13 protein-coding genes are annotated in these 15612 nt (G+C 64.8%); 1 reads left to right on the top strand and 12 read right to left on the bottom strand.

Going from position 1 to position 15612, the window contains the following annotated elements:
• The first annotated feature begins 109 nt into the window (after positions 1 to 109).
• Positions 110 to 3259 (top strand): efflux RND transporter permease subunit, encoded by a 3150-nt coding sequence (locus CK224_RS11165; protein ID WP_095781975.1) that lies wholly within the window; start codon positions 110 to 112, stop codon positions 3257 to 3259.
• 102 nt (positions 3260 to 3361) lie between these two features.
• Here CK224_RS11165 and CK224_RS11160 read toward each other — a convergent pair whose 3' ends face one another.
• From CK224_RS11160 to CK224_RS11105, 12 genes are all read right to left on the bottom strand, one after another.
• A complete protein-coding gene (locus CK224_RS11160) occupies positions 3362 to 3988 on the bottom strand; it encodes a sarcosine oxidase subunit gamma family protein (RefSeq protein ID WP_095781974.1) in 627 nt (208 codons plus the stop codon).
• Positions 3981 to 6962 carry a sarcosine oxidase subunit alpha gene (locus tag CK224_RS11155; protein WP_095781791.1) on the bottom strand — a complete coding sequence of 994 codons (2982 nt, stop codon included), beginning with the start codon at positions 6960 to 6962 and terminating at the stop codon, positions 3981 to 3983. The genes CK224_RS11160 and CK224_RS11155 overlap by 8 nt, the downstream gene beginning before the upstream one ends.
• Positions 6962 to 7237 carry a sarcosine oxidase subunit delta gene (locus tag CK224_RS11150; RefSeq protein WP_095781790.1) on the bottom strand — a complete coding sequence of 92 codons (276 nt, stop codon included), beginning with the start codon at positions 7235 to 7237 and terminating at the stop codon, positions 6962 to 6964. The genes CK224_RS11155 and CK224_RS11150 overlap by 1 nt, the downstream gene beginning before the upstream one ends.
• Before the next feature lie 10 nt (positions 7238 to 7247).
• Positions 7248 to 8501 carry a sarcosine oxidase subunit beta family protein gene (locus CK224_RS11145; protein ID WP_095781789.1) on the bottom strand — a complete coding sequence of 418 codons (1254 nt, stop codon included), beginning with the start codon at positions 8499 to 8501 and terminating at the stop codon, positions 7248 to 7250.
• 70 nt (positions 8502 to 8571) lie between these two features.
• Positions 8572 to 9879 carry a type III glutamate--ammonia ligase gene (glnT, locus tag CK224_RS11140; protein WP_066988949.1) on the bottom strand — a complete coding sequence of 436 codons (1308 nt, stop codon included), beginning with the start codon at positions 9877 to 9879 and terminating at the stop codon, positions 8572 to 8574.
• 37 nt (positions 9880 to 9916) lie between these two features.
• Positions 9917 to 11245 (bottom strand): FMN-binding glutamate synthase family protein, encoded by a 1329-nt coding sequence (locus tag CK224_RS11135; protein ID WP_095781788.1) that lies wholly within the window; start codon positions 11243 to 11245, stop codon positions 9917 to 9919.
• Between the two features lie 6 nt (positions 11246 to 11251).
• Complete coding sequence (locus CK224_RS11130) at positions 11252 to 11983, bottom strand: GXGXG domain-containing protein (protein WP_095781787.1); 732 nt, start codon at positions 11981 to 11983, stop codon at positions 11252 to 11254.
• Between the two features lie 4 nt (positions 11984 to 11987).
• A complete protein-coding gene (locus CK224_RS11125; protein ID WP_095776254.1) occupies positions 11988 to 12884 on the bottom strand; it encodes a glutamine amidotransferase family protein in 897 nt (298 codons plus the stop codon).
• A gap of 84 nt (positions 12885 to 12968) precedes the next feature.
• Complete coding sequence (locus CK224_RS11120) at positions 12969 to 13298, bottom strand: hypothetical protein (protein ID WP_095781786.1); 330 nt, start codon at positions 13296 to 13298, stop codon at positions 12969 to 12971.
• Positions 13295 to 13984 (bottom strand): hypothetical protein, encoded by a 690-nt coding sequence (locus tag CK224_RS11115; protein ID WP_095781785.1) that lies wholly within the window; start codon positions 13982 to 13984, stop codon positions 13295 to 13297. The genes CK224_RS11120 and CK224_RS11115 overlap by 4 nt, the downstream gene beginning before the upstream one ends.
• A gap of 45 nt (positions 13985 to 14029) precedes the next feature.
• Positions 14030 to 15433, bottom strand: a complete 1404-nt coding sequence (locus CK224_RS11110) for an amino acid permease (protein ID WP_095781784.1) — start codon at positions 15431 to 15433, stop codon at positions 14030 to 14032.
• Positions 15434 to 15447: 14 nt separating this feature from the next.
• Positions 15448 to 15609 carry a hypothetical protein gene (locus tag CK224_RS11105; RefSeq protein ID WP_082953998.1) on the bottom strand — a complete coding sequence of 54 codons (162 nt, stop codon included), beginning with the start codon at positions 15607 to 15609 and terminating at the stop codon, positions 15448 to 15450.
• Positions 15610 to 15612 lie beyond the last annotated feature (3 nt).

The following is a 15612-nucleotide window of genomic DNA, read 5'->3' as shown; positions in this document are numbered from 1 at the left end:
GCGATTGCGAGTCTCTCTCCGCTTGAGGTGCTCGCCGCCCGGAAGCCCACCGAGAACTCATGAGCCGCAAGGCATGCTGCCTTGCCGCCAATTGGACTGGACCTGCGCCATGACCACGGACAGCAGCACTGAAAAGCGTCCCTTCAATCTCTCGCGCTGGGCGATCGGGCATCCGAGCATCGCGCGCTTCCTGTTCGGCCTCATCATCCTGGCCGGCGCGCTCGGCCTGATGCGCATGGGCCAGAAGGAAGACCCGGACTTCACCTTCCGCGTCATGGTCGTGCAGGCAGTCTGGCCGGGCGCCTCGATCCAGGACATGGAAGACCAGGTCGTCAACAAGATCGAGCGCAAGCTGCAGGAGACGCCGCATCTCGACTTTGTCCGCTCCTACACCCGCGCCGGCAGCGCCATCATCACGCTCCAGGTAAAGGGCGACACCAACGCCGAGGAGGTGAAGGATGCCTTCTACCAGGTGCGCAAGAAGGTCGGCGATATCGCCAACGAACTGCCGCAGGGCCTGCTCGGCCCCTATTTCAACGACGAGTTCGGCGACACCTTCATCACGCTGCATTCGATCAGCGGCGACGGCTTCACCTATCCCGAGCTGAAGAAATTCGCCGTTCAGGCGCGCGACATGCTGCTGGCGACGCCGGGCGTCGAAAAGGCCGTCATCATCGGCGACCAGCCCGAGAAGATCTATATCGATGTGTCCTCCAAGGCGCTCGCCGAGCGCGGCCTGACGGTGCTTGACCTGCAGAATGCCGTGAAAGGGCAGAACGCCGTCGATCCGGCGGGCTCTGTCGATACCGGCCTGCGCTCGGTTCGCATCTCGGTCGAAGGCGACGTCACCAAGGCCGCCGATATCCGCGAGCTGAGGCTGCGCGCCGGCAATCAGGTGACACGTCTTGGCGACATCGCCACGGTCTCTTCCGGCCTCGAGGACCCTTATGAGCGCAAGTACCGCTTCAACGGCCACGAAAGCGTCCAGGTCGGCGTCGTCATGGCCAAGGGCTTCAATGTCAGGGACGTCGGTAAGGATGTCGAGGCGACCTACAAGCGCTTCGAGGAGGGGCTGCCTTATGGCGTTGCTGTCGATCAGATCTCCGACCAGCCGGAGGTGGTCAAGGATGCCGTCAACGAATTCATGGAGGCGCTCGGCGAAGCGTTGCTGATCGTTCTCGTCGTCTCGTTCCTGTCGATCGGCTGGCGCTCCGGCCTGGTGATCGCCATCGCCATCCCGCTGGTTTTAGCCGCCACCTTCGCCATCATGTACGAGATCGGCATCGACCTGCAGCGCATCTCGCTCGGCGCGCTGATCATCGCGCTCGGTCTGCTGGTCGACGACGCCATGATCGTCGTCGAGATGATGGAGCGCAAGCTGGAGGAGGGGCTGGTCAAGATCGAGGCGGCGAGCTTCGCCTATTCCTCGACCGCCTTCCCGATGCTGACCGGCACGCTGATCACCACCGCGGGCTTCATCCCGGTCGGCTTCGCGGCCTCCACCGCGGGCGAATATGTGCGCACGCTGTTCTATGTCGTCGGCATCGCACTGGTCGTGTCGTGGTTCGTCGCGGTCTATTTCACGCCCTGGCTGGGCTACATGATCCTGAAGCAGCGCAAGCACGCCGGCACCCACCACGACGTCTTCGATACCGGCTTCTACCGGCGGCTGCGTGCGACGGTCACCTGGGCCGTGCGCCACCGCATCATCGTGCTGGCGATGACGCTGGTCACTTTCGGCACCAGCCTCTGGGCCTTCCAGTTCATCCCGCAGAACTTCTTCCCGCAGTCGTCACGTCCGGAAATCCTGGTCGATCTCTGGCTGCCGGAAGGTACCTCGATCAAGGAGGTCGAGAACCAAGCCAAGGCGCTCGAAGCGAAGATGATGGACGACCAGGACAAGCGCTTCATCGCCACCTATATCGGCGAGGGCGCCCCGCGCTTCTTCCTGCCGCTCGACCAGCAGCTTCGCAATCCGAACTTCGCCCAGCTTCTGGTGATGGCCAAGGATGAGCCGGCGCGCGAGCGGCTGATCGTCAAGATGCGAGGCATTCTCGCCAAGGACTTCCCGTCGATCCGCGCCAAGGTCGATCGTTTGTTCCTCGGACCGCCGACCGGCTGGCCGGTGCAAATGCGCATCATCGGGCCGGATCGCCAGGAGGTGCGCCGCATCGCCGACGAGGTGAAGGCAAGGTTCGAAGCAAACCCGCTGCTCGGCGCCGTCCATGACGACTGGCTGGAGCCGGTGCCGGCGATGAAGCTGGTGATCGACCAGGACCGAGCCCGGGCACTAGGCGTCACATCGCAGCGCATTCGCCAGATGCTGCAGGCAACGATGTCCGGTGCGCCGCTCGACGATTTCCGCGACGGCGAAGAGACGGTCTCGATCGTCGCCCGCGAGCCGGAGGCGACCCGTCATCTGCTCTCCTCGGTCGACTCCGTCTATATCCCGACCGACTTCGGTGGCTCCGTGCCGCTGTCCCAGGTGGCGAAGGTGGTGCCGGTGATGGAGCAGGGCATAGAGTGGCGGCGCGACCGTCTGCCGACCATCAGCGTGCGCGCCACGTTGCCGGATGGCGTGCAGTCGAACGACGTCGTCACCAAGATGTACAACGACATGAAGGACCTCCGCGCCGGCCTTGCGCCCGGCTACAAGATCGAGGTCCAGGGCGGCGCGGAGGACTCGGCCGAAAGCCAGGCCTCGATCGCCGCCAAGGCACCGATCATGCTGGCCGTCATCGTCATCTTGCTGATGGTCCAGCTGCAGCATTTCGGCAAGTCGATGCTGGTGCTGGCCACCGGCCCGCTGGGCATCATCGGCGCCGCGGCAGCCCTTCTGATCAGCGGCGCGCCGTTCGGCTTTGTCGCCATCCTCGGCGTCATCGCGCTGCTTGGCATCATCATGCGAAACTCGATCATTCTGGTCGACCAGATCGACCAAGACATCACCGCCGGCATGGATCGATCGGAAGCGATCGTCGGCGCTGCGGTGCGCCGCTTCCGCCCGATCATGCTGACGGCGCTGACCGCGGTGCTTGCGCTGATCCCGATCTCGCGCGCCGTCTTCTGGGGGCCTCTGGCCTACGCCATGATGGGCGGCATCCTCGTCGCCACCGTGCTCACCATCCTGGTGCTGCCGGCGGGCTATGCCCTGTTCTTCGGCCGCGAGCCCAAGACGGCCAAGACAGGCGAGCAGGCGCAGGAGCCGGAACAGGTCGAAGGCATCGAAAGACCGCAGCTGGCGCTGGCTGCGGAATAAGAAGGTGGCAACCTCGAATCATCCGCCATCGGCGAAAGCCCGTGGCGGATGATGCGCATCGAAAGAACGCCTCTCGCCGCCGCGGCGCGCTCGGCGAGGCGCCTACGCCAATTCCTCGGAATGCGCGATCGTCACGCCATACTCCGCGGCCGAGTCGAGCATCGTGTGCCACAGGCTTTCGGCGAAGGTTGCGAATACCAAGAGGTTGAACACGGCCTGGCCGTCTTGTCGGTTCTTCCCGCGCCAGAGCGTCACGCTGGTATGGTCGATCGAGGTGGCGGCTGCCGTGCCGACCGGGAACATTTCGGGGTGCAGGTCGATCGACGACACCTTGGCCAGCATCGTGCGCGCCTTGTCGCCGGAAACGCTGATCAACGCGCGCGCATGTGATTGATCGGAAAGCGAGGCCAAACCGGCAAACACGCGGGCAAGGGTCTCCATCCTTTGCCCGCCGCCTCTCGACAGCACCAGAAACTGGTCCGGTCCTGACCAGATCAGCGTCGCGTCGGTCGTGTCGACCGCCTCGGGTGTTTCCGGCGCGCCGACGCCGAAGCGAGCCTTCGCGGCATTGACCGTCTCGGCCGCCTTGCCGCGCCGCGCCATCACCTGAACGAGGTCGAAATTGCGGATCTCGGTCAGCGACACGCCGGCTTCGCCCGGCGCGCCATAACGGCCGGCGACCAGGGCGCGCTCGAGCGGGCTGCGGATGTACCAGGAAAAATCAGCCACGCTGGCGCCCTCCATCCGGATCGTAGAAGACGGAATTGCAGAGCTCGACATCGTACTCCTCGCCACGCAGCGGATCATGCGCGCGCACGATCTCGCCGATGCGCGCACGGCCACGCTCGACGAGGCCGAGCCCGATCCACTGGTCGAGCACCGGCGAGAAGCAGACCGAGGTTACATAGCCCTGGTCGTTGTCTGGTCCGGGGGTCTCGCCCTTGGGAACGATGTGCGCGCCGGAGCGTAGGCGGCGCGCCTTGTCGGTCGGCTTGATGCCGACGACCACCTGCCGGTTCGGCGCGACGAGTGCTTCGCGGCCGGCCATGACGCGGCCGATGAAATCCTTCTTGGTCGACATCATCTTGCCGAGACCGAGATCGGCAGCGGTTGTGGTGCCGTTGAGCTCCGGTCCGGCGACATGGCCCTTTTCGATGCGCATCACGCCGAGCGCCTCGGTGCCGTAAGGCGTCACGCCGAACGGCTTTCCCGCGATCAGCAGGTTGCGCACCAGAGCCTCGCCGTAGCGCGCCGGCACCGAAATCTCGAACGCCATCTCGCCGGAGAAGGAGATCCGGAACAGCCTCGCCTTGAGGTCGCCGCGCAGCTTGACTTCGCGCGCGCCCATGAACGGAAAGCCTTCGTTCGACAGGTCCTCGGCCGGATCGACGATCTCCTTCAGCAGATCGCGGGTCTTCGGACCGGCGATGGAGAATTGCGCCCACTGGTCGGAGACCGAGGTCAGCTGCACGTCGAGTTCGGGGAACAGGACCTGGCGGCAGAATTCGAGATGCTGCATCACCAGCCCAGCCTTGGCGGTGGTGGTTGTGAGGAAATAATGGTCCTCGGCCAGGCGCGAGGTGGTGCCGTCGTCATAGACGACACCGTCCTCGCGCAGCATCAGTCCGTAACGCGCTTTGCCAACTGCGAGGCTGGAGAACGCGTTGATATAGACGCGGTCCAGGAAGGCGCCGGCATCCGGGCCGTGCACGTCGATCTTGCCCAGCGTCGAGACATCGCAGAAGCCGACGCCGCTTCGCACCGCCTTGACCTCGCGGGTCACCGATTCCAGCCAGTCTTTTTCGCCGGGCAACGGATACCATTGCGCGCGCTTCCACAGGCCGGTGTCGACGAACACCGCGCCCTGTTCGGCCGCCCAGTGATGCGACGGCGTCAGCCGCGTCGCATGGAAATTCTCGTCGCGATGGGGACCGGCGAAGGCGCCGATGGCGACCGGCACATAAGGCGGCCGGTAGATCGTCGTTCCGGTTTCGGGAATGGATTTACCCGATACCGCCGCCATGATGGCGAGGCCGGCGACATTCGAGGTCTTGCCCTGGTCGGTCGCCATGCCGAGCGTCGTGTAGCGCTTCAGATGCTCGACCGACTCGAAACCCTCGCGCTGCGCCAGCTCGACATCGGAAGCCGTCACGTCATGCTGCTGGTCTACGAAGGCCTTGCCCTTGCCCGCGACATGCCAGAGCGGCGTCAGCGAAAAGGCCTCGTCGTCGGCGATCGCCGCCGATCCGGGACTGCCGCTCCGTCCCGCATCGCGCGCCGCTGCAACACCTGCCTCGAAACCTTCCCGCAGGCAGGCGCCAAGGCCGAAGGCGCCGTTCGCCGCGCCTGCCGCCACCATGCCGGGCGGCGCGCCGTCCGGCACGAAGGCGGCGATATCGTCGCGCCATTTCGGCCGGCCGCGATGATGGGAGGTGAGGCCGACCGCCGGGTTCCAGCCGCCGGAGACGGCAAGCCCGTCGGCCTCGACTTCGGCGCGCGCGCCGCCGGTCAGCGACACGGAAATCTTGCGCACACCGTTCTTGCCGCCGTCGACGCCGCTGACGGAGCCGTTGAGCACCGGGAAGCCGCCCTTGCCGGCCAGCGAGCGATGGGCCGGCGAAACGTCTGGCCGCCCATCGATCACCGCAGCGACCTGCAGTCCGGCTGCGATCGCCGCCTCCACGGTGCGCCAGCCATCCTCATTGTTGGTGAACAGCGCAATACGTCGCGCCGGTGCAGCGGCGTAGCGGTTGATGTAGCTGCGCATGGCCGACGCCATCATCACGCCAGGCGTATCGTTGCCGGCAAAGACGATGGGACGTTCGATCGCGCCCGCCGCGACGATGCAGTGCTTGGCGACGATACGCCAAAGCCGCTGGCGCACCTGATGTTCCGGCGGTACCGGCAGATGATCGTTGACGCGCTCGATCGCGCCATAGGTACCGCCGTCATAGACGCCGAACAGCGTCGTGCGCGTCATGATGCGAACATCCGGCATCGCCGCGAGTTCGTCCAGGGTACGGGCAATCCATTCGGCCGCCGGCAGCCCGTCGATCGTACCGCCATCGCCCAGCAAGCGCCCGCCGAGGACAAAATCCTCCTCGCACAGGATGACGCGCGCGCCGCAGCGCGCGGCGGCAAGCGCCGCCGCCAGGCCGGCCGGACCGGAGCCGGCGACCGCCACGTCGCAATGCGCCCACGCTTTGTCATAGCGATCGGGATCGGGAATGCCCGCCGCGCGGCCGAGGCCGGCGGCGCGGCGGATCGCCGGTTCGTAGATCGCTTCCCAGAACTTCGCCGGCCACATGAAGGTCTTGTAGTAGAAGCCGGCGACGAAAATCGGCGCGAAGAGCCGGTTGACCGCCATGACGTCGAAATCGAGCGACGGCCAGCGGTTCTGGCTGGCGGCCTCGAGCCCTTCATAGAGCTCGGCGGTCGTTGCCTTGGTGTTCGGCTCGCGCCTTGCGCCACTGCGCAGCTCGACCAGCGCGTTGGGCTCTTCCGAACCCGCCGTCAGGATGCCGCGCGGGCGGTGATATTTGAACGAGCGGCCGACCAGCTTGACGCCGTTGGCGACGAGCGCCGAGGCAAGCGTATCGCCCTGGAAGCCGGAGAGTGTCTTGCCGTCGAAGCGGAAGCTCAGCGGCGTCGAGCGGTCGATAAGGCCGCCGGCGGCCAGACGGTTTGCCTGGTTGCCGCGCATCAAGCACCAACCTTGGCGGAGCCGGCGCCCGCCGCCGGCTCGACAGCCGAAATCTCATGCGTCAGCGTGTTGCGCGTGACCTTCAGCCAGGCCCGGCAGCCGCCGCCGTGATACCAATGCTCGCTCATCACACCGGCGATGTTGTCGCGCAGGTAGACGTAGTCGTAGACGGCGTCTTCACCGGCATCGGCAGGCGGGCGCTGCGGCTTGGCGTCGCCGAGATAGGTGAACTCGCCGAGTTCGCGTTCGCCGCAGAAGGGACAGACTATGCGCATGGTCGGGTCTTCAATGGAGGTTCGGTTGGGCGCCCTGGCCCTTCTCGTCAATCATGGCGCCGCGCTGGAACCGGTCGAGGCGGAAGCGGGCGGCTTCCTTGTGCGATTGATCGCGGGCGATGAGATGAGCAAAGACGAAGCCGGAGCCAGGCGTCGCCTTGAAGCCGCCATAGCACCAGCCGGCATTGAGATAGAGGCCGTCGACCGGGCTCTTGTCGATGATCGGCGAGCCGTCCATCGACATGTCCATGATGCCGCCCCATTGGCGCAGGAGCCGCACGCGGCCGATCATCGGGATCAGCGCCATGCCGCCTTCGCAGACATCCTCCACGACAGGCAGATTGCCGCGCTGGGCATAGGAGTTGTAGCCGTCGATGTCGCCGCCGAAGACCAGCCCGCCCTTGTCCGACTGGCTGACATAGAAATGCCCGGCGCCGAAGGTCATGACGTTGGGCAGGAGCGGCTTGATCGCTTCGGAGACGAAGGCCTGCAGTACATGGCTCTCGATCGGCAGGCGCAGTCCGGCCATCGCCGCGACGCGTGAGGAACTGCCCGCGACCGCCATGCCGACCTTGCCGGCGCCGATCCGGCCGCGCGAGGTCTCGACGCCGGAGACCTTGCCGTTGGTGTCGCGCAGGAAGCTGGTGACTTCGCAGTTCTGGATGATGTCGACGCCGAGCTCGCTCGCCGCGTGCGCATAGCCCCACACCACGGCATCGTGACGCGCCGTGCCGCCGCGCCGCTGCAACAGCCCGCCCTGCACCGGGAAGCGCGCATTGTCGAAGTTCAGGAACGGCATCATCTTCCTGAGCGCCGCCTGGTCGAGCAGCTCGGCATCAATGCCGTTGATGCGCATGGTGTTGCCGCGTCGGGCAAAGGCGTCGCGCTGCGCGTCGGAATGGTAGAGGTTGATGACGCCGCGCTGGCTGACCATCGCGTTGTAGTTCAAATCCTGCTCCATCCGCTCCCACAGCTTCATCGACAGTTCATAGAAGCCGGTGTTGCCGGGCAGGCCGTAGTTGGAGCGGATGATGGTGGTGTTGCGGCCGGCATTGCCGGAGCCGATCCAGCCCTTCTCCAGCACGGCGACGTTGCGGATGCCAAACTCGCTGGCGAGGAACCAGGCGGTCGCCAGCCCGTGGCCGCCGCCGCCGATGATCACCACGTCGTAGCGATCCTTCGGAGCCGCATCCCGCCAGGTCGGCTTCCAGGTCTTGTGGCCGGAGAGGGCGGCACGGGCGAGCGAGAAGATCGAGTATTTCATGAAATCATTCCGAGGCCGCTCGCCCACGCCGACTCTTCTCTATCGCATCGGATTGCACGGCCGACGGGCTTTAGATGTCCAGCGTGTGGTCGCGCTCCCACTGCGTGAAGTGCGAAGCATAGGAATTCCATTCCTGCTGCTTCAGCTTTAGATATGCCGACGAAAATTCCTCACCCAGCGCCGCCTTCAGCGATTTGTCCTTGTCGAACTCACGCAGCGCATCGAGCAGGTTGAGCGGCAGTTTCGGCGCATCCGTTACCGTATGACCGAACTGGTACATGTCGATGTCGTAGCGCTTGCCGGGGTCGGCCTTCGAGCGGATGCCGTCGAGGCCGGCGGCGATGATCACTGCCTGCAGCAAATAGGGATTGGCGGCGCCGTCCGGCAGACGCAGCTCGAAGCGGCCCGGTCCCGGCACGCGCACCATGTGGGTACGGTTGTTACCGGTCCAGGTCACCGTGTTTGGCGCCCACGTCGCGCCCGAAATGGTGCGCGGCGCGTTGATGCGCTTGTAGGAATTGACCGTCGGGTTGGTGATCGCGGCAAGCGCCGAAGCATGCTTCATGATGCCGCCGAGGAAGTTCCTGCCCTTGGCGGACAGGCCGAGTTCCTCCGAATTGTCGGCGAAGACATTGGTCTTGCCGGTCTCGTCCCACACCGAGATGTGCGCATGGCAGCCATTGCCGGTCAGGCCCTGAAAGGGCTTGGGCATGAAAGTCGCGCGGAGCCCATGCTTTTCCGCAACTGACTTGACCATGAACTTGAAGAAAGAATGCTTGTCGGCGGTCGCCAGCGCGTGATCGAAGGTCCAGTTCATCTCGAACTGACCGTTGGCGTCCTCATGGTCGTTCTGGTACGGACCCCAGCCCAGCGCCAGCATATGGTCGCAGATCTCGGCGATCACGTCGTAGCGGCGCATCACCGCTTGCTGGTCGTAGCAGGGTTTCGACGCCGTGTCGTACTGGTCGGAGATAGCGCTGCCGTCCGGCGAGATCAGGAAGAACTCGGCCTCGATGCCGGTCTTGACATGCATGCCGTCGCGGGCGGCCTCTTCGATCAGGCGCTTCAGCGTGTTGCGCGGCGCCTGGTCGACGAGCTTGTCGTCCATCACGCAGGTGGCGGCCACCCAGGCTACCTCCGGCTTCCACGGCAGCTGGATCACCGAATCCGGATCCGGCACCGCCAGCATGTCGGGGTGCGCCGGCGTGAGATCGAGCCACGTGGCGAAGCCGGCAAATCCCGCGCCGTCCTTCTGCATGTCGGCGATCGCCTGCGCCGGCACCAGCTTGGCACGCTGCCCGCCGAACAGGTCGGTGTAGGAGATCATGAAGTATTTGACGCCGTTCTCCTTGGCGAATGCGGCGAGATCGTTCCCCATTATAGTTCCTCGCTTATGTGATCCTGGATGGTGTGTCCTAGAAGCCGTTCTTCCCCGGTATCCAGTTGGTGCCGGCAAGCGGCACGCCGGCCATGGCGGCTGCTTCGATGCTGAGCGCGACCAGGTCCTCGGGCTCGAGATTGTGCAGGCTGTTCTTGCCGCAGGCGCGGGCAATGGTTTGAGCCTCGAGCGTCATCACCTTCAAGTAGTTGGCGAGCCGCCGACCGGCGGCGATCGGATCGACGCGCTTCATCAACTCGGGATCCTGCGTGGTGATGCCGGCCGGGTCCTTGCCTTCGTGCCAGTCGTCATAGGCGCCGGCCGTGGTGCCGAGCGCGTTGTAATCCGCCTCCCAGCGCGGGTCGTTGTCGCCAAGCGCCACGAGTGCGGCGGTGCCGATCGACACCGCGTCGACGCCGAGCGCCAGCGCCTTGGCGACATCGGCGCCGTTGCGGATGCCGCCGGAGACGATCAACTGCACCTTGCGGTGCATGCCGAGGTCCTGCAGCGCCTGCACCGCCGGCCTGATGCAGGCGAGCGTCGGCTGACCGACATTCTCGATGAATACTTCCTGGGTCGCGGCGGTGCCCCCCTGCATGCCGTCGACCACGACGACGTCGGCGCCGGCCTTCACCGCAAGCGCGGTGTCGTAATAAGGACGGGCGCCCCCGACCTTGACGTAGATCGGCTTCTCCCAGTCGGTGATCTCGCGCAGCTCCAGGATCTTGATCTCGAGATCGTCGGGGCCGGTCCAGTCGGGATGGCGCGAGGCCGATCGCTGGTCGATGCCCTTGGGCAGCGTGCGCATCTCGGCGACGCGGTCGGAGATCTTCTGTCCCAGCAGCATCCCGCCGCCGCCGGGCTTGGCGCCCTGTCCGACGACAACTTCGATCGCATCGGCACGGCGCAGGTCGCGCGGGTTCATGCCGTAGCGCGAAGGCAGGTATTGGTAGACCAGCGTCTTCGAATGGCCGCGCTCTTCCTCGGTCATGCCGCCATCGCCGGTAGTGGTCGAGGTGCCGGAAAGCGTCGCGCCTCGGCCGAGCGCTTCCTTGGCCGGACCGGAGAGCGAGCCGAAGCTCATGCCGGCAATGGTGATTGGGATCTTCAGCTCGATCGGCTTTTTGGCATGACGAGAACCGAGCACCACGCTGGTATCGCAGCGCTCCCGATAGCCTTCTAGCGGATAGCGCGAGATCGAGGCGCCGAGGAACAGGAGGTCGTCGAAATGCGGCAGCTTGCGCTTGGCGCCGGCGCCGCGGATATCGTAGATGCCGGTCGCTGCTGCGCGGCGAATCTCGGAAAGCGTGTAGTCGTCGAAGGTCGCGGACTTGCGTGGCGTCGTTGGCGGGTTGCGGTAGGTCATCTTGCCTCAATACGCGTCGGCGTTGTCGATATTGAAATTGTAGAGCTTCCGGGCCGAGCCGTAGCGCTTGAACTCCGAAGCCTTGACGTCGGTGACGCCCGCCTTGTCGAGCAGGCCCTGCAGCAGTTCGATGTGCTCGGGCCGCATCTCCTTGGCGATGCAGTCCGCACCCAGGCTCTCGACCTTGCCGCGCACGAAGAGCCGCGCCTCATAGATGGAATCGCCCAGCGCATCGCCGGCATCGCCCAGCACCACCAGATTGCCGGACTGCGCCATGAAGGCCGACATGTGGCCGATATTGCCGTGCACGACGATATCGATGCCCTTCATCGAGATGCCGCAGCGCGAGGAAGCATTGCCCTCGATGACCAAGAGGCCGCCGCGGCCGGTGGCGCCGGCATACTGGCTGGCATCGCCTTTGACCACGATCGAGCCGGACATCATGTTTTCGCCGACACCGGGGCCGGCCGAGCCATGCACGGTGATCGTGGCGCCGTCATTCATGCCGGCGCAGTAATAGCCGACGCTGCCCCGCACATCGATGCTGATCGGATGGTCGACGCCGACGGCGACCGAATGGCTGCCTTTCGGGTTGAGCACTTCCCAAGCAGTTTCGTTCGACCCGGGGGTCACCTGATGAAGCGCCTGGTTCAGCTCGCGCAGCGACTGTTCCGCAAGGTCGAAGACCCTCGCATGGCCTTGCTCGCGATGTGCCTTCGGCATGGGTGTTGCAGGCATGAACTCAATGCTCCCAGAAATAGACCGTTGCGGGCTCCGGCTCCCAGACCCTCGCATTGTCTATGCCGGGCAATTTGGTGAGCGCGCGATATTCCGAGCCAAACGCGACATACTGGTCGGTCTCGGCCATCACGGCCGGCTTGCAGGCGATCGGATCGCGCACAACGCCGAAGCCGTTCTTGGTCCCGACGACGAAGGTGAAAAAGCCGTCAAGGTCGGAGAGCGTGCCTTCGAGCGCCTCGCCGAGATTCTTGCCATGCGCCATCCTGTTGGAGAGATAGGCGGCCGCCACTTCCGTATCATTCTCCGTCTCGAAGGTCATGCCTTCGCGCACCAGCTCGCGGCGGACATTGTTGTGGTTGGAGAGCGAACCGTTGTGCACCAGGCACTGGTCGGCGCCGGTCGAGAAGGGATGCGCGCCCATCGTAGTGACCGCCGATTCCGTCGCCATGCGGGTATGGCCGATACCATGCGTGCCGGTCATCGAGCGCACGTCGAAGCGATCGACGACGGCCGCCGGCAGGCCGACTTCCTTGTAGATCTCGACCGCTTCGCCGGCGCCCATGATGCGTATATCGGGCCGAAGCGACTGCAGCGCCTCACGCGCGGCGTCGACCTTGTCGGGCGTGGTGCGGATAACCGCATGCGTCGACTTCACCGCGACGCTCACCGGCGCGCCGACCGCCTTGGCGAGCTCGACGTCGAGGCCGCGGAAATCGCGCTCGGGTTTCGGCGACTGCACGGTGATCTTGGCCTCGTTGCCGGTCGCCGCGCCATAGATGGCGATGCCGGCGCTGTCCGGACCGCGGTCGCTGAGCGAGATCAGCATCTCCGACAACATGGCGCCGAGCTTCGGCTCCAGCGTCTTGTCCTTGAGGAAAAGTCCGACGATTCCGCACATGTCAGCCTCCGACGTTTGTGGCTTCCAGATGGTGTACCGAATGAAATCCGCGAATTCAATGGTATGAAAGAAATTTTCCTCTGATTATATATCCGCCTTCGAGCCGCTTGTAGCGTTGTCGCCGTCCGGATGGCCGTGGGTCCATATCGCGTGGCGAATGCGCGCTATCCTGTAGGCATCGAGGATCGACAGCGCATAGATCAGGAACCCGCCGGCGTGGCGACCGATGAAGCTGGCATCCGCCAGCGCCACCTTGGTCGTGACCCAGCCGAGGATCACCATGAAGAACAGGAACTGCAGGCCGCGCGCCGGCAAGCCGAGCATGACATGTCCGCTGCCCGGCAGGACGATCGCGGAGGCCAGGACAAAATAAGGGTTCGAAGGCCGGGCGGCGGGTTCGGTGGCGTTGCTCATGCGGCCTGCCTTTCGCACTGGTTGATCGCGTCGCGAATCGAGGATGCGGCTCCGAGCAGTTTTTCGATCAATGCCGGATCGAGCCTCGCGTCGCCGAAAGCGGCTTGCCGGAACACACCGTAGCGCGCCCGATCGGCCTGGGCCAGCAGCCACACGATGCGCACGCCCTTCGGCGTGATCAGCAATTCCTTGGCGTGGCCTTCGGCAAAGATCCCGGCATGCGCGGCGATCACCTCCTGCGAGAAGACGACGCCTTTGCGGTTTGTCCGCAGCACCGCCTCGTCGGGGAACGCCGCCGTTTTCGGAAGGGTGTGTTCGAGATGGTCGAAATTGGAGAAGGTCGTCGGCGATCCCGGCCGCATCATCATGTCGAAAACGCCCGGCACCGCCACCGGCTCGGTGATCGACACGCTGAGCCAGCGCGCGGGAAGCTTTCTGGTCGCGAGCGTGTCAACGATGGTACGCACCTGCGCTCGCTCGCCGTTATGCGAACCCGCCCAGGTAGCGACGCCGGCCGTGCCGTCGGAGACGTCGATCGCGTCGCGAATAACGGCGCGGATGGCGGCCTCGTCGTCGGCGAGCGCCGCCCTGGCCCTGTTGCGGCTGGAGCGCGCAAGCCAGGCAAGGTGAAGGACGACCGCAAATACGATCGCCCCGGCAAACAAGACTGACGTCAACTCAGACATCTCGACACGCCAAGACCCGCCGCCAGGCGGCGGGTCTTTTTCCGTTCAATAGCCCTGCGGCTTCGGCCAGGGCATGGTGAACTGGTCGCCGCGGCGCACGAACTTGTAGCGGTAGAAGTGGAACCACAGCGAGATCAGGAAGTAGAAGGCGATCATAGCGATCAGCTGCGAGCCGAAGCCGAGGAAGATGGCGAAGAAGGTCACCACGCACAGGCAGAACAGCACGATCGCCGGCAGCGGATGGAAGGGATGCGTGTAGCCACGGCGGATCGAGCCGAGCGGCCACTTCTTGCGGAACATCATGATGTTGATGCTCATGAAGGTGTATTGCAGCACGCCCGACAGGATCGAGAAGGTGATCGCCTGGTTGAGATCGGCGATGAAGGCGAAGGCCAGCGCGATCGGCAGCAGGAACAGGATCGACCGATAGGGCGTGCGAAACTTCGGATGCACCGCCGAGAACCAGCTCGGCAGGTAGCGGTCGCGGCCGAGCGAGAACCAGGCGCGGGCGGCGTCATTGATGCAGCCATTGGCCGAGGCAAGGGCTGCAAGCAGCGTCGCGATGAAGAGCAGGTTCTCGAGCAGCGGGCTGCCGGTCAGCTTGCCGGCGTCCCAGAGCGGATAATAGGTGATGCCGAGATATGCCCACGGCATCAGCGAGGCGCAGACATACCAGGTCATGGCGGCGGCGATCAGAAGCGTGATCATGCCGGCCATCGTGCCATAGGGCAGGGAACGCGCCGGCGAGCGCACTTCCTCGGCCGCTTGCGTGGTGCCCTCGATGCCGAGATAGTACCAGATGCCGAACTGGAAGGCGGCGATCACGCCGATCCAGCCATAGGGCAGCGCGTTGCCGGGAGTGACCAGTTCGTTGAGCTTCAGCACCGCCCCTTGCGTCCATGGACTGACCGAAAAGAACAGGATGACGATCGAGATATAGGCGATCGCCGTGATGACGAAGTTGACGTTGAGCGTCATCAGCACGCCGCGATAGTTGAGCCATGCCAGCACGACGATGGTGGCGGCGATGAAGGAATTGTGGGTCAATCCCTCGACACCTGCTTTGGCAACGATGGTGTCGCCGAGCAGGATCGCATCCGAGACTTCGAGCATCGTGTAGGCAAAGACCAGGAACAGCGCGACGTTGAAAGCCATCAGTGGCCCGACGATGTGCTTGGCCTGCGCGTACTGGCCGCCGGCGGCGGCGACCGTCGACGTCACTTCCGAATCGATCATCGCGACCGAGGTGTAGAGCAGTCCGACGACCCAGCAGACGATCAGCGCGGCGAGCGCGCCGCCCTTGTCGGCGGCAAAATTCCAGCCGGTGAACTCGCCGACCAGCACGATGCCGACGCCGAGCGCCCAGACATGGGCGGGGCCGAGCACGCGTAGCAGCGAGACCCGGTCGCCGTGGACCACCGTTTCTCTCGTTTCAACCGCGACTGTCATTGGTGAGGCTCCACTCAGATCCGGTGCTTTTCGGAGACGGCTTCAAGCTCGCCTTCGCGCGAGGAGGTCAGCGTCTCCTCGGAATAGGTCGTGTCGACCTTGAACCAGTCGTAGAGCATCCACAGCGCGAGCAGGATCGAGATGCCCCAACATGCGTAAGAGACTGTCATCCACATGAT

This window comes from Mesorhizobium sp. WSM3862 (assembly GCF_002294985.1).
In the GTDB taxonomy this organism is placed as follows: Bacteria; Pseudomonadota; Alphaproteobacteria; order Rhizobiales; family Rhizobiaceae; genus Mesorhizobium.
The sequence above is the reverse complement of the archived record's forward strand: the minus strand, read 5'-3'. Positions and strand labels throughout refer to the sequence as shown.

Bases quoted from the DNA above. Each gene is read 5' to 3' on its own strand.
- CK224_RS11125 (WP_095776254.1), bottom strand. From the start codon at position 12,884: ATGTGCGGAATCGTCGGACTTTTCCTCAAGGACAAGACGCTGGAGCCG.
- glnT (WP_066988949.1), bottom strand. From the start codon at position 9,879: ATGGGGAACGATCTCGCCGCATTCGCCAAGGAGAACGGCGTCAAATAC.
- CK224_RS11155 (WP_095781791.1), bottom strand. From the start codon at position 6,962: ATGCGCGGCAACCAGGCAAACCGTCTGGCCGCCGGCGGCCTTATCGAC.
- CK224_RS11135 (WP_095781788.1), bottom strand. From the start codon at position 11,245: ATGACCTACCGCAACCCGCCAACGACGCCACGCAAGTCCGCGACCTTC.
- CK224_RS11120 (WP_095781786.1), bottom strand. From the start codon at position 13,298: ATGAGCAACGCCACCGAACCCGCCGCCCGGCCTTCGAACCCTTATTTT.
- CK224_RS11105 (WP_082953998.1), bottom strand. From the start codon at position 15,609: ATGTGGATGACAGTCTCTTACGCATGTTGGGGCATCTCGATCCTGCTC.
- CK224_RS11115 (WP_095781785.1), bottom strand. From the start codon at position 13,984: ATGTCTGAGTTGACGTCAGTCTTGTTTGCCGGGGCGATCGTATTTGCG.
- CK224_RS11110 (WP_095781784.1), bottom strand. From the start codon at position 15,433: ATGACAGTCGCGGTTGAAACGAGAGAAACGGTGGTCCACGGCGACCGG.
- CK224_RS11145 (WP_095781789.1), bottom strand. From the start codon at position 8,501: ATGAAATACTCGATCTTCTCGCTCGCCCGTGCCGCCCTCTCCGGCCAC.
- CK224_RS11150 (WP_095781790.1), bottom strand. From the start codon at position 7,237: ATGCGCATAGTCTGTCCCTTCTGCGGCGAACGCGAACTCGGCGAGTTC.
- CK224_RS11130 (WP_095781787.1), bottom strand. From the start codon at position 11,983: ATGCCTGCAACACCCATGCCGAAGGCACATCGCGAGCAAGGCCATGCG.
- CK224_RS11165 (WP_095781975.1), top strand. From the start codon at position 110: ATGACCACGGACAGCAGCACTGAAAAGCGTCCCTTCAATCTCTCGCGC.